22 protein-coding genes are annotated in these 20399 nt (G+C 62.0%); 10 read left to right on the top strand and 12 right to left on the bottom strand.

Features of this window, described 5'->3' with window-relative positions:
- Positions 1-85: 85 nt before the first annotated feature.
- The 4 genes from J5274_RS06935 to J5274_RS06920 all read left to right on the top strand — a co-directional run bounded on the left by J5274_RS06935 (position 86) and on the right by J5274_RS06920 (position 4440).
- Complete coding sequence (locus J5274_RS06935) at positions 86-1009, top strand: sulfite exporter TauE/SafE family protein (RefSeq protein WP_142823961.1); 924 nt, start codon at positions 86-88, stop codon at positions 1007-1009.
- Positions 1006-1809, top strand: a complete 804-nt coding sequence (locus J5274_RS06930) for a TIGR02186 family protein (protein ID WP_374113735.1) — start codon at positions 1006-1008, stop codon at positions 1807-1809. The genes J5274_RS06935 and J5274_RS06930 overlap by 4 nt, the downstream gene beginning before the upstream one ends.
- 135 nt (positions 1810-1944) lie before the next feature.
- A complete protein-coding gene (locus tag J5274_RS06925) occupies positions 1945-2919 on the top strand; it encodes a L,D-transpeptidase (RefSeq protein ID WP_142823960.1) in 975 nt (324 codons plus the stop codon).
- Between the two features lie 231 nt (positions 2920-3150).
- On the top strand, positions 3151-4440 hold the full coding sequence (locus J5274_RS06920) for a histidine-type phosphatase (RefSeq protein WP_142823959.1): 1290 nt from the start codon (positions 3151-3153) through the stop codon (positions 4438-4440).
- 25 nt (positions 4441-4465) lie between these two features.
- On the opposite strand, the gene pdeM is transcribed toward J5274_RS06920, so the two are convergent.
- Entirely contained in the window at positions 4466-5194 is a 729-nt protein-coding gene (gene pdeM, locus J5274_RS06915) for a ligase-associated DNA damage response endonuclease PdeM (RefSeq protein WP_202617126.1), read from the bottom strand.
- An 82-nt stretch (positions 5195-5276) separates the two neighbouring features.
- The gene (locus J5274_RS06910; RefSeq protein ID WP_142823958.1) at positions 5277-7787 is read right to left on the bottom strand and encodes a ligase-associated DNA damage response DEXH box helicase; all 2511 of its coding nucleotides are present in this window, start codon (positions 7785-7787) and stop codon (positions 5277-5279) included.
- A 138-nt stretch (positions 7788-7925) separates the two neighbouring features.
- Between J5274_RS06910 and J5274_RS06905 the strand changes: the two genes are divergently transcribed.
- Both J5274_RS06905 and J5274_RS06900 read left to right on the top strand, forming a co-directional pair.
- Positions 7926-8426: an Rrf2 family transcriptional regulator gene (locus J5274_RS06905; protein ID WP_142823957.1), complete on the top strand. Its 501-nt coding sequence runs from the start codon at positions 7926-7928 to the stop codon at positions 8424-8426.
- A gap of 23 nt (positions 8427-8449) precedes the next feature.
- Positions 8450-8911: a carboxymuconolactone decarboxylase family protein gene (locus J5274_RS06900; RefSeq protein WP_142823956.1), complete on the top strand. Its 462-nt coding sequence runs from the start codon at positions 8450-8452 to the stop codon at positions 8909-8911.
- Positions 8912-8940: 29 nt separating this feature from the next.
- Here J5274_RS06900 and J5274_RS06895 read toward each other — a convergent pair whose 3' ends face one another.
- From J5274_RS06895 to J5274_RS06875, 5 genes are all read right to left on the bottom strand, one after another.
- Complete coding sequence (locus tag J5274_RS06895; protein WP_142823955.1) at positions 8941-9399, bottom strand: hypothetical protein; 459 nt, start codon at positions 9397-9399, stop codon at positions 8941-8943.
- 252 nt (positions 9400-9651) lie between these two features.
- Positions 9652-9837: a hypothetical protein gene (locus J5274_RS06890; protein WP_142823954.1), complete on the bottom strand. Its 186-nt coding sequence runs from the start codon at positions 9835-9837 to the stop codon at positions 9652-9654.
- Positions 9830-10036: a hypothetical protein gene (locus J5274_RS06885; RefSeq protein WP_142823953.1), complete on the bottom strand. Its 207-nt coding sequence runs from the start codon at positions 10034-10036 to the stop codon at positions 9830-9832. The genes J5274_RS06890 and J5274_RS06885 overlap by 8 nt, the downstream gene beginning before the upstream one ends.
- Positions 10037-10139: 103 nt before the next feature.
- The gene (locus J5274_RS06880) at positions 10140-10775 is read right to left on the bottom strand and encodes a YitT family protein (RefSeq protein ID WP_111216688.1); all 636 of its coding nucleotides are present in this window, start codon (positions 10773-10775) and stop codon (positions 10140-10142) included.
- A 104-nt stretch (positions 10776-10879) separates the two neighbouring features.
- A complete protein-coding gene (locus J5274_RS06875; RefSeq protein ID WP_219274891.1) occupies positions 10880-11824 on the bottom strand; it encodes a methyltransferase domain-containing protein in 945 nt (314 codons plus the stop codon).
- A 144-nt stretch (positions 11825-11968) separates the two neighbouring features.
- Between J5274_RS06875 and J5274_RS06870 the strand changes: the two genes are divergently transcribed.
- From J5274_RS06870 to J5274_RS06860, 3 genes are read left to right on the top strand one after another with little or no spacing between them, the layout of a single operon-like run.
- Positions 11969-12235, top strand: coding sequence for a DUF6460 domain-containing protein (locus J5274_RS06870; RefSeq protein WP_142823951.1), 267 nt, complete (start codon positions 11969-11971; stop codon positions 12233-12235).
- Positions 12236-12237: 2 nt separating this feature from the next.
- Positions 12238-12744: a CAP domain-containing protein gene (locus tag J5274_RS06865; RefSeq protein WP_374113734.1), complete on the top strand. Its 507-nt coding sequence runs from the start codon at positions 12238-12240 to the stop codon at positions 12742-12744.
- A gap of 25 nt (positions 12745-12769) precedes the next feature.
- A complete protein-coding gene (locus J5274_RS06860) occupies positions 12770-14119 on the top strand; it encodes an MATE family efflux transporter (RefSeq protein ID WP_142823950.1) in 1350 nt (449 codons plus the stop codon).
- On the opposite strand, the gene J5274_RS06855 is transcribed toward J5274_RS06860, so the two are convergent.
- From J5274_RS06855 to J5274_RS06845, 3 genes are all read right to left on the bottom strand, one after another.
- Positions 14095-15183, bottom strand: coding sequence for a quinone-dependent dihydroorotate dehydrogenase (locus J5274_RS06855; protein WP_142823949.1), 1089 nt, complete (start codon positions 15181-15183; stop codon positions 14095-14097). The genes J5274_RS06860 and J5274_RS06855 overlap by 25 nt on opposite strands.
- On the bottom strand, positions 15180-15524 hold the full coding sequence (locus J5274_RS06850; RefSeq protein WP_142823948.1) for a DUF952 domain-containing protein: 345 nt from the start codon (positions 15522-15524) through the stop codon (positions 15180-15182). Before J5274_RS06850 ends, J5274_RS06855 begins: the two co-directional genes overlap by 4 nt.
- A 133-nt stretch (positions 15525-15657) precedes the next feature.
- Entirely contained in the window at positions 15658-17580 is a 1923-nt protein-coding gene (locus tag J5274_RS06845) for a glycosyltransferase family 2 protein (protein ID WP_142824444.1), read from the bottom strand.
- 57 nt (positions 17581-17637) lie between these two features.
- Here J5274_RS06845 and J5274_RS06840 point away from each other — a divergent pair, with 57 nt between their 5' ends.
- On the top strand, positions 17638-18516 hold the full coding sequence (locus tag J5274_RS06840) for a transporter substrate-binding domain-containing protein (RefSeq protein WP_374113742.1): 879 nt from the start codon (positions 17638-17640) through the stop codon (positions 18514-18516).
- Positions 18517-18523: 7 nt separating this feature from the next.
- On the opposite strand, the gene J5274_RS06835 is transcribed toward J5274_RS06840, so the two are convergent.
- Positions 18524-18937 carry a tellurite resistance TerB family protein gene (locus J5274_RS06835; protein ID WP_142823946.1) on the bottom strand — a complete coding sequence of 138 codons (414 nt, stop codon included), beginning with the start codon at positions 18935-18937 and terminating at the stop codon, positions 18524-18526.
- Positions 18938-19035: 98 nt separating this feature from the next.
- Positions 19036-20397 carry a thermonuclease family protein gene (locus J5274_RS06830; protein ID WP_142823945.1) on the bottom strand — a complete coding sequence of 454 codons (1362 nt, stop codon included), beginning with the start codon at positions 20395-20397 and terminating at the stop codon, positions 19036-19038.
- Between the last annotated feature and the right edge of the window lie 2 nt (positions 20398-20399).

Genomic DNA, 20399 nt, shown 5'->3' with positions numbered 1-20399 from the left:
TTCGTATGAGCGTCGCGCGTTCAAAGGGGAAATTTCATTAGGCGCCGGGTTTGCTGAACGAGCGCAGTTCATTTGGGGTCCGGCCGTGACGATTTACCTGCCGATAGCGGAATTATCGGTCAATATCTTCATCATCCTCGGCATGGGCGCGGCGGTCGGCTTCCTGTCGGGCATGTTCGGCGTCGGCGGCGGGTTTTTGATCACGCCACTGCTGATCTTCTACAACATTCCCCCAATTGTCGCCGTCGCCACAGGCTCCAACCAGGTCGTTGCCTCCTCGGTTTCCGGCGCTATCAGCCATTTCAGGCGCGGCTCACTGGATCTAAAGCTCGGATCGATCCTGCTTGCCGGCGGCCTTGTCGGCTCGACGCTTGGCCTCTGGGTCTTCGTGATCCTGCGGCGCGTCGGCCAGATCGACCTGATCATCTCGCTTCTCTACGTGTTCCTGCTCGGCACGGTGGGAACGCTGATGCTCTGGGAGAGCATCAATGCGCTGCGACGCGCAGCCGGCAAGGGCAAGCCGCTGCCCAAGCGGCCCGGCCACCATAACTGGGTGCAGCGGCTGCCGCTGAAAATGCGTTTCAAGAAATCCAAACTCTATCTCAGTGTCATTCCGGTATTCGGCCTCGGTTTCTTCGTCGGCGTGTTGACCCCCATGGGGATCGGCGGCGGCTTTATCCTGGTTCCAGCGATGATCTACCTTCTGCGCATCCCGACCAATGTCGTGGTCGGCACATCGCTGTTCCAGGTCATCTTCGTCACCGGCTATACGACCATCGTCCAGGCAGCCACCAACTATTCCGTCGATATCGTGCTCGCCTTCGTGCTGATGGTGGCCGGCGTCATCGGCGCGCAATACGGCGTGCGGGTCGGCCAGCGGCTGCGCGGCGAGCAGCTGCGTGCCCTGCTCGGCCTGCTCGTACTTGCCGTCGGCGTGCGCCTTGCCATCGCCCTGATCGTTACGCCGACCGATATCTACTCCATTGTCATGGAGGGTATCGGCCAATGATGGGACGTGCGCTTATCCTTGCCGGAGCCCTGCTGCTGGCAGCGTTTGGCGCCCGGGCGCAGGTCATGCTCGACGCACCGGCGACGCCCCTGCCCGAGACGATGGAGATCGGCACCTCGACCAGCGAAATCGCCATCACGTCGGATTTCGCCGGCGCCGACCTGACGATTTTCGGCGCACTCGGCAATACCGACCAGCTTTTGCTGGCCATCGGCCAGTATGACATCGTCGTGGTGCTGGAAGGTCCGCGCGAGAATGCCACGGTGCGCAAGAAGCAACGGGTGTTCGGCATCTGGGTCAACACACGGTCGATGACCTTCGAGCGGGTGCCGGAAGCCTATTCGCTGTCGAGCACGCGTGCCGTCGACAGCGTCACGACGCCGCTGGAACTGAACGACCACGGCATCGGCCTCGATCATATTCCGCTCAACCCGGTCGGCTTCGTTGGCGACGTCGGAAACCTGCGTGAGTTCCGCGACGCGTTCCGGAGGCTGCAGGAGAGCGGCGGCCTCTACGACCGCGATCCGAGCGGCGTGCGCTTCGTCAGCTCCAGCCTGTTCAAGGCGACGCTACGCCTGCCGGCCAACGTGCCCAACGGCGTACACACTGTGCGCGCCTATCTCTTCAAAAGCGGCAAATTTGTCGCCGAAAAGTCGCTGCCGCTGCGCGTCATCAAGACCGGCATCGAACAGACCATCACCGACGCCGCCCATGAGCAACCGATCGCCTACGGTTTCTTCGCAGTTTTCCTCGCCGTCGTGACGGGCTGGACCGCCAGCTTCGTATTCCGGAAGAGCTAGAGAACTCGCCACTTCGCTGTCGCGCTAAGCACGGAAATTGCGTTGGTTTGCAAGGGACTATGGGGCGTCGCACGAGAGCACCGACGATATATGCTACGGCGACGGAACAACTTTGGTTCGAGACCATTGAGCAGCATGAAAACAACCGCGCTCCTCACCACCCTCGCCCTCCTCGTCCCCTTTGCCGCCACGGCTCAGGAGATGAAGCCCGACGCAATCAATGCCTCGTCGCTCGCGTCGATCCCGGCGGACCGTCCGGCGACCGCTTCCGACAATCCCGATCCGGCGATTGTCCGCCTGCAGGTGCTGCTCGACCGCGCCGGCGCGTCTCCAGGGGTGATCGATGGTTTCTACGGCGAGAACGTCAGCAAGGCGGTCGCAGGCTTCGAGGCGATGAACGGGCTGGCGACTGACGGCAAGGTTGGACCTGATGTCACCAGCCGTCTCGATGGCAAGGTTCCGGTGATCGAGAGCTACGTGATCACCGCTGACGATGCCACGGGCATCGTCGATCACATTCCGACGGACTACGCCGAAAAAGCCAAGATGGAGAGCATGGGCTACACCAGCGTCGCCGAGAAGCTTTCGGAGCGTTTCCACATGGCTCAGGCGCTGCTGGAAAAACTCAATGAAGGCAACGATTTCGCGGTTGGCAAGACGATCCAGGTGGTGATGCCGGGTCCGCCGATGCAGGGCCAGGTCAAGCGCATCGAAGCCAACAAGAAGAGTGGCCAGGTTTTTGCCTATAACGCAGAAGGCAAGCCGATCGCCGTCTATCCTGCGACAGTGGGCAGCGAGGAAAATCCATCGCCAAAGGGACTGCACAAGGTCAAGCGCGTCGCCCGCAACCCGGTCTATCGCTACGACCCGGACAAGAACTTCAAGCAGGGCAAGAACGACAAGGTCCTGACGATACCCAAGGGACCGAACGGCCCTGTCGGCAGCGTCTGGATCGACCTCACCGAACCGACCTACGGCATCCACGGGACGCCGGAGCCCGACCTTATCGGCAAGGTCGGCTCGCACGGTTGCGTCCGCCTGACGAACTGGGATGCCGAAGAGCTGGCCGGCATGGTCAAACCCGGCGTGGTCGTTGAATTCGTAAACTGATCGAGCCCGTGCCGGCAGCACTGCCTGCGCGGAACCGACAATGCATAGTCTGACGGTCCTTTCCTCGGCACCGAGGCGGCATCTGCCACAACTTTGCTTGGCTATGTCCGCCACAAATCTGTCGCTCAATGTTCACGTAATCCTATTACATGCCGCTTCGGTCACCTTCTGACCGGAGCGGCATTTTTCGTTGCAATCACGCGGCCGGTCGCTCTTTCCCATGGAGCCACCATGTCGTTAAAATCCATCCTCATCGCCAGCCTGATGTTTGCTGCTGCGGGGAGCCCCGCTGGCGCGGGCGCGCTTTCCCCAGACAAATACATCGCAGTCATGCGTCACGGCGTCCGGCCGCAGACCAGCAGCCGGGAGCTGCTGCATTACTCGTCCCGGCAGTGGCCGACATGGGACGTCGCCGACGGCATGCTGACAGGGCACGGAAAAGTGGCGGCCGAGAAACTCGCCGCCTGGGAGGTTTCCATGCTGCGCGCCAAGAACCTCGTTCCCAAGAGCGGTTGCCCTGTCCCTGGTTCCGTCTTCGGTTGGGCCAATGGTGCCATCCAGCGCACCATCGATACCGGGAATGTGCTGTTATCGGCGATGTTCCCCGGCTGCGGCCTTTCCGTCGGCTTCAACGGGACCAGGGATGTCGACGCGCTTTACGCGGCCTCGGAAACCTCCCTTGGGGCCGTCGATCCGGCCAAGGCGGAAGCTGCCATCCTTGCCACGGCCGGCGGCAGTTTCGATGCGATGAAGGCCAAGGCGGCGCCCTTGATGAAGGAGCTCGACACCATCCTCGGATGCGCGACGCCTGCCTGCTCGATGGAACAGCGGCCCTGGACGATCGAGACCAAGGCGGCAAAGGACGGAAAGCCGGCAAGCGTTTCCATGAAGGGACCCATCGTCGAAGCCGGCACGATCGTGCAGGTTTTCCTGCTGCAATATGCCAATGGTTTTCCTGCAGACCAGGTGGCCTTCGACAAGGCATCCAGCGCTGCCGACATCATCCGCCTGTCGCAGCTGCGCCAGGTCAAATACGACATTGGCAACCGTGTACCCTACCTTGCGGCGCGCGACGTTTCGAATTTCCTTAACCAGGTGCTGCTCGCCATCGCTGCCGACCCGAAGGACGCGAAATCAGCGGAAGGACCACCGAACGCCAACTTCCTGCTCTTCATGGGCAGCGATACCCAACAGGCCGAAATCGCGGCGCTTCTTGGTCTGCACTGGCACATTCCGCCCTATCTGGACGACGAAACGCCTCCGACCGGGGCGCTGACCTTCGAGCGGTTGCGCGATGGCGCGGGCAAGGCCTATGTCCGTCTCGGCTTCGTTGCGCCGACCCTGGATCAGATTCGTGACGCCTCCACGATCGATGCAGCCTCGCCGCCGCTCCAGGCAGAGATAACGATGCCCGGCTGCGAAAGCGAGAGCGTCGAGGGTGCCTGCCCGCTCGATCGCTTCCTGGCCCTGGCACGACCGAAGCTCGATATGACGGCTGTGGCAAGCCAGGCTTACCACTGACAACGGGAAGTCCACAGGATCCCGATTAGCCGATGAGGCTTGCATACCGGACTGAATAGATACGGTCCCGACCGAGCAGGTGGGCAACCAGTAACGGGTGGTCGAACAGTCCGGCCATCGCCTTGTGACCGAGATCGAGGCCGCCACTCATCAGGCCGAAAGCCGGCATCAGCATGCGACCTCCGTCCGTTGCAAAGCACGGACGGCGGATCGACTTCTCCCGTCTGCGCACAGTGGCCGAGGGATGCAGGTGGCCGGCGATCTCTCCGGCCTGTCGGCCAGCCTTCGGTTCGTGCCGGAATGTCAGGCCGCTGTGTACGAGTTCGTCCAGCGATTGGCCGGGAAGACCGGTTGTGCCATCCGGGTCGTGGTTACCGTTGATCCATATCCATTCGCGACCTCGGGCCATTCCCGAGATCAGCGTCCGGAAAGCCTCCGGCATCAGGGCCGATCCCTTGCGATCATGGAAATTGTCGCCAAGCGAAATCACCAGCTTCGGATCGTAACGAGCGATGACGGCGGACAAGACCGTCAGCGTTGCCAGCGTATCGTAAGGTGGCAGCATCATGCCGCGACGGGCGAATGCTGCACCCTTCTCGAGATGCAGGTCCGAGACGACGAGGATGCCCGCATCCGGCAGGTAAAGGCCACCAAGAGGATCGCAGACGGCAGCGACGCCGTGGACGCTGGTTTCCGCGCCGGCTGATGTGGCAATGCCGGTCATGTCGCGCGCAAGCGCCAGTCTGGTTATCAAAAGTCCGCTTTCCAAGTTTCGTTCATGCCTGTGCCTGTCGAGACGCCGGAGGATCAAATCTCCCCCGCCATACCAACCCCCGTCAGCTCAGCGCCTCGGCGATCAGATCGTCGGCGGCTTCGGCCAGCAGCGCGTCATGGGCCTCTCCTGGAACGGATTCCCGGCCTATTTCGAGCATGACCGGTACGGCCAGCGGCGAGATGTGGTCGAGCGCCCGGTGGGTGATGTGGCCCTTGATTCGCCTCAGCATATCGCCAAGCCGGGCAATATCCAAAAGCCCCGTTGCCGCATCCTGCCGCGTCGCCTGAAGAAGGATGTGATCGGGTTCGTGGCTGCGCAACACGTCATAGATCAGATCGGCCGATACAGTCACCTGGCGGCCAGACTTTTCCTTGCCGGGATGGCGACGTTCGATCAGGCCGGAGATGACAGCGCAATTGCGGAAGGTGCGCTTCAGGAGGAAGGACTCGTCCAGCCACTCCTCGAGATCGTCGCCGAGCATGTCCTCGTCGAACAGCGTGGACAGGCTGAGGCGGCCGGTGGCGATCATCTGGCCCATGTCCTCCAGCCCCCAGATGCCGAGCGAATAATCTGTGGCGACGAAGCCGAGCGGCTTGGCGCCGGCACGCTCCAGCCGCCGGGTCAGCAGCATGCCAAGCGTCTGGTGGGCAAGCCGTCCTTCGAAGGGATAGGCCACCATGTAGGCGCGGCTGCCGCGCGGAAATGTTTCGATCAGCAGTTCGTCGCGTTTCGGCACCATCGACTTTTCCCGCTGCAACGCTAGCCAGTCGCGCACCTGGTCCGGTAGCTCGTGCCAGCGGTCGGGATCGGCCAGCATCGAGCGGACCTGGTCAGCGAGATAGGTCGACAGCGGGAACTTGCCGCCATTGTAGGAAGGGATCTTCGGGTCGTTGGAATAGGCCTGGCTGGCCAGCGCCTCGTTTTCGCGGATACCCTCATAGCGCAGCACCTTGCCCGAGAAGATGAAAGTGTCGCCCGGCGAAAGCTGCTCGAAGAAGTACTCCTCCATCTTGCCGAGCGTTGCCCCGCCGCGGCCGATGCGTCCGCCGGCGCCGCGTTTGACCATCTTCAGGTTCAGCATCGGCGATTCGACGATGGTGCCCGAGTTCAGGCGGTATTGCTGCGCCACGGCCGGATTGGAGATGCGCCAGCGGCCGTCCTCCATCTTGCGGATGCGGGCGTAGCGCTCATAGGCGCGCAGCGCGTAGCCGCCGGTGGCGACGAAATCGACGATCTGCTCGAAGGTCTCCCACGATAGATAGGCATAGGGAGAGGCGCTGGTGATCTCGTCGAACAGTTCGAGCGGATCGAAGGGCTCGGCGCAGGCCATGCCGAGCACGTGCTGGGCCAACACGTCGAGCGTGCCCCGGCCGACCGGCGGGGTGTCCTGTGCGCCGATGTAATTGGCATCGAGAGCAGCCTGGCACTCCATCACCTCGAAGCGATTGGCCGGTACGAGAATCGCCTTCGACGGCTCGTCCATGCGGTGGTTGGAGCGGCCGATGCGCTGGGCCAGCCGCGAGGCACCCTTGGGTGCACCGACATGGATGACGAGATCGACATCGCCCCAGTCGATCCCGAGGTCGAGCGTAGATGTGGCGACGACGGCGCGCAGCTTGTTGGCCGCCATCGCCGCCTCGACCTTGCGGCGCTGGCCGACATCGAGCGAACCATGATGCAGAGCGATCGGCAGATTGTCGTCATTGACCGTCCAGAGTTCCTGGAACAGCATTTCAGCCTGGCTGCGGGTGTTGACGAAGAGCAACGTCGTCTTGTGGTCGAGCAACTGGCTGTAGACGTCGGGGATGGCGTATTTCGCCGAATGGCCGGCCCAGGGGATGCGTTCTTCGCTGGCAAGGATCGAGATATCAGGCTTGGCGCCGCCGGCGACAGTCACGAGGCCTGCGTGACGATCCTCGCCCTCGCGCTGGCCGACCAGCCATTTCTGCAGTTCCATGGGGTCGGAGACGGTAGCGGACAGGCCAATGGTCTGCAGACCGGGCGCCAGCCGCCGCAGCCGCGCCAGCCCCAGCGACAGCATGTGGCCGCGCTTCGAGGAGACCAGCGAGTGCAACTCGTCGAGGACGATATATCTCAGATCGCCGAAGAAGCGCTGGGCCTGGCCATTAGCGAGCAGCAGCGCCACCTGCTCCGGTGTGGTCAGCAGGATGTCCGGCGGCGAGAGCTTCTGGCGCTGGCGTTTGGCGCTCGGCGTATCGCCCGTGCGGTTCTCGACGGTGACCGGCAGGCCCATCTCCTCGACGGGCTTCATCAGGTTTCGCTCGATATCGACGGCCAGCGCCTTGAGCGGTGAAATGTAAAGCGTGTGGATGCCGGAGAAGGCCGACCCTGGCGGTATCTTCCCGCGCCGCGTCAGGTCCGTAAGCGAGGGCAGAAAGCCGGCCAGCGTCTTGCCGGCACCTGTCGGCGCAATCAGCAGCGTGCTTTCGCCAGCTTCCGCGCGGGCCAGCAGTTCGAGCTGATGGGCGCGGGGCTGCCAGCCCTTTTCCGCAAACCAGCGGGTGAAGGGAATGGGCAGGGCCAGTAGCGTCTCAGTCTCGATGCGATCCACGTGACCATATGTAGTTCAGGTGACGCTAAATCCTAGCGGCAAGAGGCGTCAGCACATCACCTTCAGCCATAAAGCCAATCATCCCGCTTGACACCGCCTATTCGCGGATATAATTTATCCATGATTGAAGGAGATATCATGAAACTGGGTGACGGGGTCGAGCAGGCACTCCATTGTGTGGCGATGCTGGCTGGACTTTCAGAGGGCGGCGTTTTGTCCGCGGCCGCGCTTGCCGAGTTTCATGGCGTGTCGACCAGCTATCTGTTGAAGCATCTACAGGCGCTTTCGAACGCCGGCATCGTCAGCACGCTGCCGGGTCCGAAGGGTGGTTACCGGCTGGCGAGAGCAAAGTCCGAGATTACCCTGCTCGATGTCGTTCTGGCAGTCGAAGGCCCGGCGCCGGCCTTTCGCTGCAACGAAATACGCCAGCGCGGACCGAACCCGGTGTCGTCGCGCTTCTTCGCGCAGCCGTGCAATATCTCTTCGGCGATGTTGCGGGCAGAGCGCGTCTACCGGGCAGAGCTGGCCAAGACCACGATTGCCGACCTTATCGTGGAACTGACAGACATCGACGACGGAAGCATTGCGGCCCGAGGCTGTGCTTTTCTCGCGATCCATGAACGCAAGACGAGCCGCTGAGGCTCCAACCCAAGGAGACTATCATGCAACCACGCCTCAATTATTTTGAAGCCTCCCCGTCGTCCTATAAGGCCGTGTCGGCCCTGGAAGTGCATGTGCAGAACTCGGGCCTGGAAAAGCGTCTCATCCACCTGATCAAGCTGCGAGCCTCGATGATCAACGGCTGCGCCTTCTGTGTGGACATGCACGTGAAGGAAGCGCGACATGACGGCCTCGGCGAACAATGGATCAACCTCTTGAGCGTCTGGCGTGAATCGCCGGTCTATGATCCGCGTGAACGGGCGCTGCTCGGCTGGACGGATGCGGTGACCAACATTGCCCAGACCGGCATTCCGGACGACGCCTATGACAATCTTCGCCAGCACTTTTCCGATGAGGAAATGGTCAAGATCACCGTGGCCATCGGCGCGATCAACGTCTGGAACCGTCTCGCCGTCGGATTTCGTGGCCAGCACCCGATCGACAAGGTCGCTGCGGCTGCTTGAAGAGAGCCAACCGACAATTGCGATCCCGCCTAGATAGAGGCGGGCTCGTAGCCGGACTGCTTGAACAGAACTGCCTTTTGCGGGTCGGGGAAACCGAACCAGACAAAACCCTCGGCAATGTTCTTGCTGAGCAGCTGATTGAAGATCATGCCGCTGGTGATCAGCCCGTTGGCATCGGCCCATGCCAATGTCTCCCGCAGATCCTTTGCCAGTGCGTGATTGCCGCGACCGGCATGGTCGAGCTTGAAGAGGAACCTCTGTTTCAGAGGGACCGCTTTGATATGGTCCTTACCCGTTGTGATCGCCTTGAAGAGCGCCTTCAGCCTAGAGACACCGCCATGCATCTGCGTGTCGCCGAAACTGAGCACCACCCTGTCGGTCGGCGTGCTGAGATGCACCTCCGCCAGGAAATCGTCATCCGCAGTCATCCAATCCACGGCCGAATTGATATTTTCCTGTATCAGGGGTGACGGGATGAAACTGCTCATGCCTGTGTCTTTTCCAATTGGCTTGCGACTGCATGCGACAGTCATTTGGCCAAGCGATAACCTTCCGCCGCCAAGGACGCCAGACTTTCCACCATCTAATTCGACATTTTGCAGCGAACCGGCATAAAATGGCCACCGTCGAAACCGATCTGTGCGCCCAACGACCCAACGACGGGGGAGCAACTGGAGGCGCATTTGTGCCTCTATTGGATGAGGATCCGCTGAGGCATGCGGTCTACGACGTGCCGGATGCTACTTGTTGATGCGGTAGCCGATGCACATGGTGGTGCCCCAGGACCCTGCAGCCTCGACGATGCGGCCATCGGAGACGAGCTTGCGAGCCATCTGGCGGTCGGCGAGCCGCATCGGATAGACCTGTCCGTGAAATCCCGTGGCGCTCTTGATTGCGTCGAGCAGACGTTCTTCGGTTTTAGGCATCGTTTCCCTCATTTCCGCTGTCGTGAACCAAGCCTTCACCTTCGCGGTGCGGCCTGACTTCGCTCGGTTGCCCGAAGACTGGGGGAACAGCTTCGGCAGACACCGGGACGTTGCCCGTGTAGGGTAAATTCTGCGACAGGCGGATGACAAAGCCTGTGTTTTTTACCTTCTCGTAAACCTTGGCGGAAAGTTCCGCCATGACAGGCGGCCTGTCAACCCTTTGCTCCGCCTTTGTGTGGATTGTCACAATGACGATGGCGGCAGGGTGTCGCCAATGCACGGATTTTCGTCGGGCTGCCGAATTAAAGGGCGATGTAGCGGTCGGAGCGATGGTTGATGGCGACGAAAAGATTGAGGACGACAGCCCCCGCCACCGAGCAAAGTACGATGTAGGGCGTGGTAACGGCAAAGGCGACGGCGAGAACGCCCATGTCGACGACGAGTTGAACCAGCCCGGCGCGGATACCGAAACGCTCCTGAAGATAGATACCGAGGATGCCGACCCCGCCGAGGCTGGCGCGGTGTCTATAGAGCGCCAGCAGGCCGAAACCGAGGAGCACGCCACCGAGGATCGCCGACCAGAGCGGATGGATATGGGCGATCTCGAACAGGCGTGGCTGCAGATTGGTGAGGAGCGAGGTCAGCGCGATGGCGATGAAGGTCTTGATGGTGAAGGCGCGGCCCAGTTGCTTCAAGGAAAGATAGAAGAACGGCAGATTGACGACGAAGAAGGCCAGTCCGAAATTCACGCCGGTGGCGTAGTGCAGCAGGAAGGCGATACCGGCCGTGCTTCCGGTCAATAGCCCCGCAGCCGAAAGGATGAAGAGCCCGAGCGAGGAGACGATGCTGCCAGTCAGCACGCCCTGAATATCCTCGACCAGCGAATGACGGGTAGCGCTGGTGTTCCAGACGCCCAAAGCACTTTTGAGTTTCGACATGCTGCATCCCCTTTTTTTCCGCAGGTTGCGGAAAGAGGCGGTGACAATCAAGCGTCAAAGCGTAAGGAATGCTGACCTATCTCGTCTTTGCAATAAACCGGATTTCAGGCGACCATTTGCGCAACAAACAGCAGGCCTGAGACAGGTTGCCCGGCGTCCAGGCGAAGGAAGGTGCGGCTCTCCGCACGAATCGCAAATCCGTGTTGTCCGCAGATCTCCTGCACATAGTGTCTGGTATGGGCATAGCGCAGCGAGCGGCCGAGGCGGAAGCCCGTGCCCTCCCCGGCATCCTCGACGGAAAACGCAAACACCGCTTTGGGCGCCGAAAGACGACCCAGCAAGGCAAACAGATTTTCGAGGGCGCCGAGATAGATGAACACGTCGGACGCGGTGATCAGATCGGCGCGATGGTCGGAAAGGTCAGTGCCGAATAGCCCTGAGCCGGCCGCGGGCAAGGAGAGGTCGGCGATGCCAAGCAGGTCATAGACATGCTTTTCCGCAGCCTTGGCCAGCATGTTGCCCGAGAGATCGAAACCCTCGAGGCGATCGATCCCATTGCGGATTTCCGGGCCTAGCAGGCCGGTGCCGCAACCGAGATCGACGGCAAGGCGAAAGTGCTGCGGCAGGCCCTCCGTCTCGGCGATCAGTGCAGCGAGCTTGCGGGGAACGCTGTAGGCGAGCTTCTTGATCAGCGCATGGTCGAAACGCTCTGCGTAGTCGTCGAAGAGCCGCTCGACATAGAGGCTCGAGGGGTAATCGGGCATCGCGCCGGCACCGAGCGAGGCCAGCATGAGAGGCGCGCCAAAAAGGTCGCCCCGGTCGAGCGGCACGACCCGTTCGAAGGCGGTGGTGGCGCCTGCGAAATTGCCGGCCTTCTCTCGGTATATGCCGAGGTTGAACCAGCCGGCGGCCCATTCCGGGGCACGCTCCAGCGCCTGCTCCATCAACTCGGCCGCGCTCCCGGGCTCGCCGTTCTCGTCAAGCATTTTTGCGTAGTCGGCGCGCCGGTCGGCCGTGACATCTCCGGAAGAAAGCTGGCTCGGCAGCATATTGGGCAACCCCTGTTCACAACAGGCTGTGGGCGCGGCCACAAAAAAACTCAAGTCCTATTTCAGGCAAGACCGCTGCGAGGGATCAAAACTGCTTGCAGCGCGGAATTGCCCGGCTTATTTCAGGGCGAACAGGAGAGATCAATGTCAGATCAGGTGAACAGGTTTCTCGGAGACTCGCTGGGGCGGACGATCGTCAAGCTCATCGTCGTGTCGCTGATCGTCGGATTCGTGATGAAGATCTTCGGTTGGCGGCCGATGGATCTGATCGAAAATGTCCGCCATTTCATTCTCGAACTCTGGCACACGGGCTTTGCAGCGCTTGGCAGTATTGGCGATTACCTGCTGCTTGGAGCGACGATCGTCATTCCGCTTTTCATCCTCTTCCGCATCTTCAACTATCGAAACTGATCATGACCCTGGAAAATTCCCTCCTGACCCGGCGCAATGCATTGCGCCTCGGCGGCGTTGCGCTTGTCGCCGGTGTTGCAAGCTGCGCCACCAAGCCCCTGCCCGTCGCCAGAAACCTTCCCGGTGCTGACCAGACGGCCGCAGCCCTGCCGCTAGTAAATGCCCTTCGTGCGCAACATGGCCTGCCACCTCTCGCCATCGATCCCGCAGCCACCGATGCGGCGCTCTACCAAGCCAAGCGCATGGCAAACCTCAGGAAGATGGCGCACCTGATCGGCTTTGGCGACGATTTTGGCCGACGGGTGAAGGCCAGCGGCGTCAAGCTGCCGGCTGCGGAAAACATTGCCGAGGGCCAGCGCAGCGTCAATGCGGTGGTCAATGCCTGGATACATTCGCCGCATCACCTCGAAAACATGCTAGGCCCCTATACCGGTCTCGGCGTTGCGGTATCGCCAGGTTTTGCTCCCGGTCAGATGCCCTATTGGTCTATGGTACTGTCTCGCCTCTAGGCCGCTCGACTCGCAAGGCAGGACAATGGATCACACCGTGAACGGCAAGCGCGGCCCGGCCTTTACGGTAACGCACCGGCTCGTTCTCTCCATCGCCCTGCCGATGACGCTCGCCTTCATGACGACGCCGCTGCTAGGGCTGACCGACACCGCCGTGGTGGGCCAACTGGGGCAGCCAGACGCGCTGGCAGGCCTGGCGATCGGTGCAGTGCTGTTCGACCTCATCTTTGCCAGCTTCAATTTCCTGCGGGCCTCGACAACGGGCCTCACTGCCCAGGCTTACGGGCGCGGCGACCTGACCGAGCAGCAGGCGATCTTCTGGCGGGCGCTTGTATCGGCGCTCGTCTGCGGAGCGGTGCTCCTGCTTCTGTCGCCGCTTTTGCTCTTGGCCGGCCTGAAGCTGATGGGGCCGGAGGGTGGCGTCGCTGTCGCCACGCGCAGCTATTTCTCGATCCGCATGCTGTCCGGACCGGCCGCTCTTGCCAACTACGCCATTCTCGGCTTCGTGCTCGGTCGCGGCCAGGGCAGCATCGGCCTTTTCCTGCAGACGCTGATCAACGGCATCAACATCGTTCTGGCGCTGGTGCTCGGGCTCTGGCTCGGATGGGGCGTTGCGGGTGTCGCCTGGGGAACGATGATCGGCGAGACGATCGGCGCTGTGGCTGGCCTGATGATCGTGCTGCGTGGGTTTGTCGGCGTCCCCCGGCCATCGCGATCCGATATTCTCTCGCGGGAGAAGCTCGGCCAGCTGTTCGGGCTCAATCGCGATATCCTGATCCGTACCTTCGTGCTCCTCGGCGCTTTTACGCTAATGACCCGTATCGGCGGTCATTTTGGCGCGGTGACGCTGGCCGCCAATGCGGTTTTGATGAATTTCGTGCTGATCTCCGCATTCTATCTCGACGGCCTTGCCAATGCCGCCGAGCAGATTACCGGCAGGGCCATCGGCGCCGGCGACAGGACGGCCTTTGATCGCGGCCTGAAACTGACCATCCTCTGGTCGTTCGGGCTGGCAGGCCTTGCTGCCATTGTCTTCCTCGTCTTCGGAGCCTCGATCATCGGCGTGCTGACCACCTCGCCCGATGTGCGGGCGATGGCCCTGAAATACCTGCCCTACGCCGCGATTTCAGGGCTGACCGGTGCGCTTGCCTATCTGATGGACGGCGTGTTCATCGGCGCCACCTGGTCGGGCGAGATGCGCAACCGCATGCTGCTGTCGTTCCTCTGCTATCTCGCAGCACTCGCCGTCCTCGTGCCCTCGTTCGGCAATGCCGGCCTCTGGCTGTCGCTGAACGGCTTTCTGCTGTTTCGCGGCTTCTTTCTCGCCACCCGCCTGAAACCGAAGGCCGATCAGACCTTCCAACTGGCCCAGTAGTCAAGGCGGCTGTCGCGGAGTTCGCGGATCGATGTCACCTGTTCGCGATCCAGCAGCTTCGACAGGCCGGTAAGGATGCTGCCGGCGAGACCAGGGCCTCCATAGACCATGCTGGAATAAAGCTGCACCAGATCGGCGCCGGCGCGGATTTTTTCCAGCGCAGTCTCCGCCGAGGAGACGCCGCCGACACCGATGATGGCCATCGATGGACCGACCCGCTTGCGCATGCGGGCGAGCACCGCCGTCGATGGTTCGAACAGCGGCTTGCCGGACAAACCGCCCGCCTCGCCAGCCTGGCTCCGGTCCTTCAGCCCGTTGCGCGCGAGCGTCGTGTTGGAAACGATCAGTCCCTCCAGCCCATGCGCCAGGGCTTCGTCGGCGATGTCGTCCATACCCTCTTCCGTCAGATCGGGGGCGATCTTCAGGAACACCGGGATCTTCCTGTTGGCCCTGGCTGCTTCGGCATCGCGTGCGGCAAGGACAGCGGAAAGCAGGGTTGAAAGGCTTTCACGGGCCTGCAGATCGCGCAGGCCGGGAGTGTTGGGCGAAGAGATGTTCACCGTGAAATAGCCGGCTAATGAATAGAACCGACGGATGCCGGCGACGTAATCGGCTGTTCGATCGACGCTGTCCTTGTTGGCGCCGATGTTGACGCCGATGATGCCGGCATTGCGGATGGTTGCCAGCCGGGCATAGGCGGCATCATGACCCTCATTGTTGAAACCGAGGCGGTTGATCACCGCCTCATCCTCGACCAGGCGGAAGACGCGCGGCTTTGGATTGCCTGGCTGCGGCTTCGGGGTGACCGTCCCGATCTCGGTGAAGCCGAAGCCGAGCTTCAGCAGCGCCTCGGGCACCTCGGCATTCTTGTCGAAGCCGGCGGCCATGCCGAGAGGATTGACGAAGTCGAGGCCAGCAACCGTCTGCCGCAGGCGCGGATCGGCGGGCAGTTGGCAGGCCGGCACAAGTCCGGACTTCAAAGCGGTAATCGACAGGCCATGGGCCGTTTCGGGATCGATAAGGAACAAGCCGCGACGGGCGACGGCCTTGAAGAGATCGATCATGGCAGCATCTCCGGAAACTGATGGGCGCCATCCTTGTCCAAAGGCAGCGGCGTGGCCCAGAGGACGGAGGTTGTCGACAGAAGTCCGTAGAGATGGGGAAACAGATCTCCACCGCGTGACGGCTCGAATTTGAGAGCATCCCCGAGGACCTCGCTATCGACGGCAACCAGCAGCAGGTCCGTCTGGCCAGCGAAATAGCGTGCCGCCGTTTCCTTCGCCTGGGCTGCGGTCGAAAAATGGATGTAGCCGTCGGCAAGGTCGATCGACGCACCGTGGAAGATGCCCTCTTCCCGGGCTTCCTGCCAGGCGAGTTCCGGTACGATCTTGTAAATCACGGCCATGGCGGTGCTCCCAGCGAGAAAACAGTCGCATAGGGATTTGCCGAAAAGGCGGAGGTATGTCCATGGTCCGGCGGTAAATTATCGCGGAATACCTTCTATTCCTCCAAGGGCCCCGATTGCCCGGCAATAGCCATCACAGAGCGGGTGTCGATGGCCGGTGCGGAGTCTTGTGCCAATGGAACGGGTTGGTCCGGAGCTCGATCACCGCACGCCAGGCGGCGATCGAGACCAGCATCCAGTAGAACGGCACCGTCATCCATCGCCAGCGGATACGCTTTTTTTCAGGCGCGATCATCGCCGCAGTACCGAGCAACAGGAAGATGGCGTAGCTCCCGAAGATGTTGGAAAAATCGATGACGAACATCGTCATATCGAACGATGAAATTGCTTCCGTTGGAACATGCAGCATCGCCGTCAGCGACCGCAGCAGAAACAGCATGATCAGCGGATGACCGAGCGACGAGAGCAACATTCCGCCGATCAGCAGCTGGAATATGGCGAATGCTTTGAAGCCCATCTGGCGCTGCAGGCCCCGCGGGTCTCGCATCAGCACCAGCCAGGTTTGCAGCCAGCCCTTGAACCAGCGCGTGCGCTGCCGGGACCAGATGGCTATGCCGGTCGGTGCATCCTCGATGGTCTGACGATCGATGACATCGGAGCGATAACCGAGGCGATAGAGCCGCATGCCGAGATCGGCATCTTCCGTGACGTTGAATGGATCCCAGGCGCCGGATGACCGGAGGATATCGGTGCGGAAATGATTGGACGTGCCCCCGAGCGGCAGCGGCATGCGATACCTTGCCAGCATCGGCAAAAGCGCCCGGAACAGCGCCGAATATTCCAGCGCGAACATGGCGCTGATCCAGTTCTCGCCGCCATTGCCGATCACCAGCGGCGCCTGCAGGCAGGCTACATCGGCCGGCGCACTCCGAAACTTGGCATACGCTTCCCGCAATTGCTGGGGATGTGGGCGGTCCTCTGCGTCGTAGACGGCAACATAGGCGCCCCGCGCACCGTTGAGTGCGTAGGTCAGCGCTTTCGGCTTCGTGCGCGGATGCATCGGCGGCACCTCGACGATCTCGAATTGCGGTCCCAGCGTCTGGGCGCGCAGGGCCGCAATCGTTTCGCGATCGTCCGCCTCGCAGACGAATTTGATATCGAGCCTGGAGACGGGCCAGTCCAACCGCTTCAGCGTCGCCACCAGTTGCGGCACGATTTCGGCCTCGCCATAGACCGCGATCATCACCGTATAGACGGGACACGGGCCACAGGGATCGACAGCTAGCCTTGGCCGCCGCCGCCGACGCTGGACGACGGCGCGACCCCGCAGCATCAGAGTGGTGAGATAGGAAAAGGACAGCAGCACATGCAGAATAGTCTGGGTGTTCGGATCCGAAACCAGCCCGACCGCCAGCAGGCTTAGCCCGACGCCGGCATAAAACCCCTGATAGCCATGGAAGACAACGCGAGCGCTGAACCCCGGCTGGCTTTCAAACAGGTCGCCGACTGTCTTGCGGACGCGACGATCCGCACCCGCCTGCCATACGGCGGCGCGAATGGCGCCCGGCGTCGTGACTATCAGACTGTGCTTCAGGTCCGGGTAGCGTCTCAGCAGGACGGCCACCTCCTCCAGCCGATCGATCTGCGGCGCGATCAGGGTGAGCGGTGGGCGAAGCGGATGATTGACCCGCAGCGTGGTCGGTCGCAACAGCTGGCTGTCGAGGCCGGCGATATCAATGACGCTGCCACCGGGGATTGTTTCGGTAAACGGCACTCGAAGAGCCCGGGCTATGGCGCCGTAGTAGGCATCCTCCCGGACGAGCGTTCCCGCCAACAGCTCCTGTTCGATACGCGTTCCGTTGAGAAGCGCCGCTGCGGCTGCCGTCGCGACATAGGGCCGGCCTATGCCGATCCGTTCCAGTGCCACGGCCTCTGCCTGCAATCGACCGAAGAATACGGGAAGTGCCGCATCTGCCGGCAGTATTTCACCAACGATGTCTGATAGCGCCACAGCCGCCGTGCTTGCCGCTTGTGGTGGATATTCCCCGAAGCGCATCAAGGTGATACATCCTTACGCAATGCAACGCCCCACGCCGCTTAGCCTTGGATGATAATCATGCGCAGGTTTAAATCACCCCTCAATTTAAGGGGTTTTTACACGGTATGCGCGATATTTTCATCTTTTCTCATGCCGCAGTCAACCTTTGCCGATGAAAAGCCTGTTGGCAACCTGCCAATCCTGTTCGATTCCCGTGAGCGATTGCCAAAACCCGATCTTTCGTCGCTGGTTCGCCTGCGTTTTCTGACCGCAACCGACTTCCCGCCTTTCAATTTTCTGGACCAGTCCGGAAAGCTTGCCGGCTTCCATGTCGATCTCGCTCGCGAAATCTGCGCAGAATTGGCAATTGCCGACAGATGCCAGATCCAGGCATTGCCGTTCGGCGAACTTCGTCCGGCGCTTGCCGCATCGCAGGGCGACGCCGTGCTCGCCGGCATCGCGGTGACAGCGGATCTGCGAAACCAGTTCGCTTTCTCGAGGCCCTATCTGATGTTGCCGGCGCGCTTCGTCCGCAATCTCAAAGCCGACCTCCCCGGAACTACGGCGGCGGCGCTTTCGGGCAAGCGCGTCGGCGTGATCAAGGCAACAGCGCATGCAGCGATGCTCAAGGCCTTCTTTCCGGCCATCACGGCTGTTGAATTCGACGACAGCGCGCAGCTTTTGTCAGCCGTGAAAAGCGGTTCGGTGGATGCAGCCTTTGCCGACGGGCTGCAATTGTCCTTCTGGACAACATCGCCTGCGGCAGAGAAATGCTGCGCCCTCTTCGACGGCCCCTATCTTTCGCAACAGTTTCTCGGCGAAGGGATGACCGTCATGTTGCGTCAGCAGGATACCGATCTGACGGCAGCCATCAACCACGCGCTGGCGACGTTATCGCGCAACGGTCGCCTTCAGGAAATCTATCGACGCTATTTCCCGACCAGCCTCTATTAGGCTTGGATCAGGCCTTGCGGTAGCGGGCAATTGCACTGCGCTCGATTGCAGCGCAGGTGAGCTTGTCGAGTTGCAACCGGTCGCGCAGCATCGCCAGCAACCGCAGCTCTTCGGCAGTCACCGAAAGATCGGCAGCGGCGACCTCGACTGCAACCGCGTATGCGGTGTCGTAGAGGCGGGGCGGCACGGCGTCGCGGATCGTCTCCAGCACGATGTCCAGCCCCTCGGCGCCCGAGAGCAAGGTCGCACAATCACGCGATACGGCGATCAAGCGATCCTCGTCAAAGCCTTTGAAAACCGGCAATGCCTCGATCAGCTCGCCGATCCGGCCCAGCTCCCGGTCGTTCATGGTACGGTCGACGGCTGAAGCCATGACCATGACGTAGATCAGGGCGTCCTGGGCGGAAAGCTGTGCATTCATAATATGTGTCCCTCTAAGCTTCCCCGAGAGTAGGAAGTCACGCCAGCGATAACAAGGGTCGGGATAAAATCCCTGATGGCCGACAGTAACTTCCGGCGTCAGATGGGATTGAGCGGATCTTCCTTCGGCGGCTCGGGCGCCAATGTCGACTGATGCTTTTTGCGCGGATCGTTGCCATAGACGCCACGGCCGGCCTTGCGGGCTTCGTCCGCGGCACCGGCAAACGGCGAGCCTGCGGCCACTTCGGCCCAGCCATTGCGCGCCAGCCAGTCGCCGAGATTAACCCTCGAAAACCGGCAATCTGCCGTGATCGAGCCTTTCCACTCAGGGTCGGGCACGTCGCAGGTGATGGTCCTGCCAAGCAGGAAGGAGCGGAGCGCGGTACGGGCCAGCGTGCCGCACGGCCATTCCTTGCCATTCGGGCCGGTACAGCTGCGTGACGGATCGGTTGGCACAATGCCGGCAAGCTGCACGCTCCTGCCACCGATGGTGAGGATACCGGCGCGCTCGGCAAAGGGACGGGAGAGATCGATCGGCTTCAGGTCCGCATTCGCTTGCGGAGTGGCGCCAGCATCGCCTTCCGGCCGCTCCGGCTGCGGCGCCAGCGCGGCAGATTGCGTCGGCGGTGCCTGCTTGCCCGAAGATGCGACCGCGTCCTTGTCATCCGAAGGCAGAGGCTCGGCGCTGGCAAGTTTTTCCGCTGGCGGCTGCGGTCTCGTCAGCGGCGTCGGAACCGAGGCTGCAAGCGGCACCGGGGGTGTCGGCGGAGTCGGAGAGGACGGAGGCATCGGCGGCGGCGCCATTCTGTCGGCAATGGCGCTGTCTTCCACCGGTGAAGACGGGGGTTCGGCCGTGGCAACCGGCGGCGTCCGGTCCGGCAATGCCGCCGACGGGCTTGTCGCCTCCTTCGACGTGGCAGTTACCGGGGCAGCGGGCGGCAAGGCCGCGACAGCGGGAGCGCTGGGCGACGCGGGTTCGGGAGAGGGAAGCATTTGGCCGGTTGCGCCCGGCTCCGGAGTTGCCGGCCGCGGCGATGTAGCCGCCACGACAGGCGGAGCAGGCGGCAGCACTGCAGCGGCGGGCGGCGGTGGTGCTTCAGAAGGTGGAACCGGGGTCGATGGCGACACTGGCGCTGGCTCGGCGGGAGATGACGACGGCGCGGGGGCCGGCATCTCACTAGCAGCGGAATTGTCTGAACTTTGTGGTGTCGGCGCCGGCGCCGGCGCCAAGGAAGTCGCGGGCTGCTCCGAAACTTTCGGAGACGCCGTAGGCTCAGGCGCCGCTGTCACAGGCTGCGGTGCATCCGGCTTCTCCGGCGGCTTGTCGAGACTGGCCACGCGCGGTGCCGGATCGCCGAAGGTGATATGCGGCTGCAGGTTCATCGCCGTCAGCCCGACGTAGACCAGGACCATGACGGCCACGGCGCCGGTGACACCGGTCAGCAGAGTGGGGGAACGCATCA

It is taken from the genome of Rhizobium sp. L51/94, from assembly GCF_019355555.1.
GTDB classification, from domain to species: domain Bacteria; phylum Pseudomonadota; class Alphaproteobacteria; order Rhizobiales; family Rhizobiaceae; genus Rhizobium; species Rhizobium rhododendri.
The sequence above is the reverse complement of the archived record's forward strand: the minus strand, read 5'-3'. Positions and strand labels throughout refer to the sequence as shown.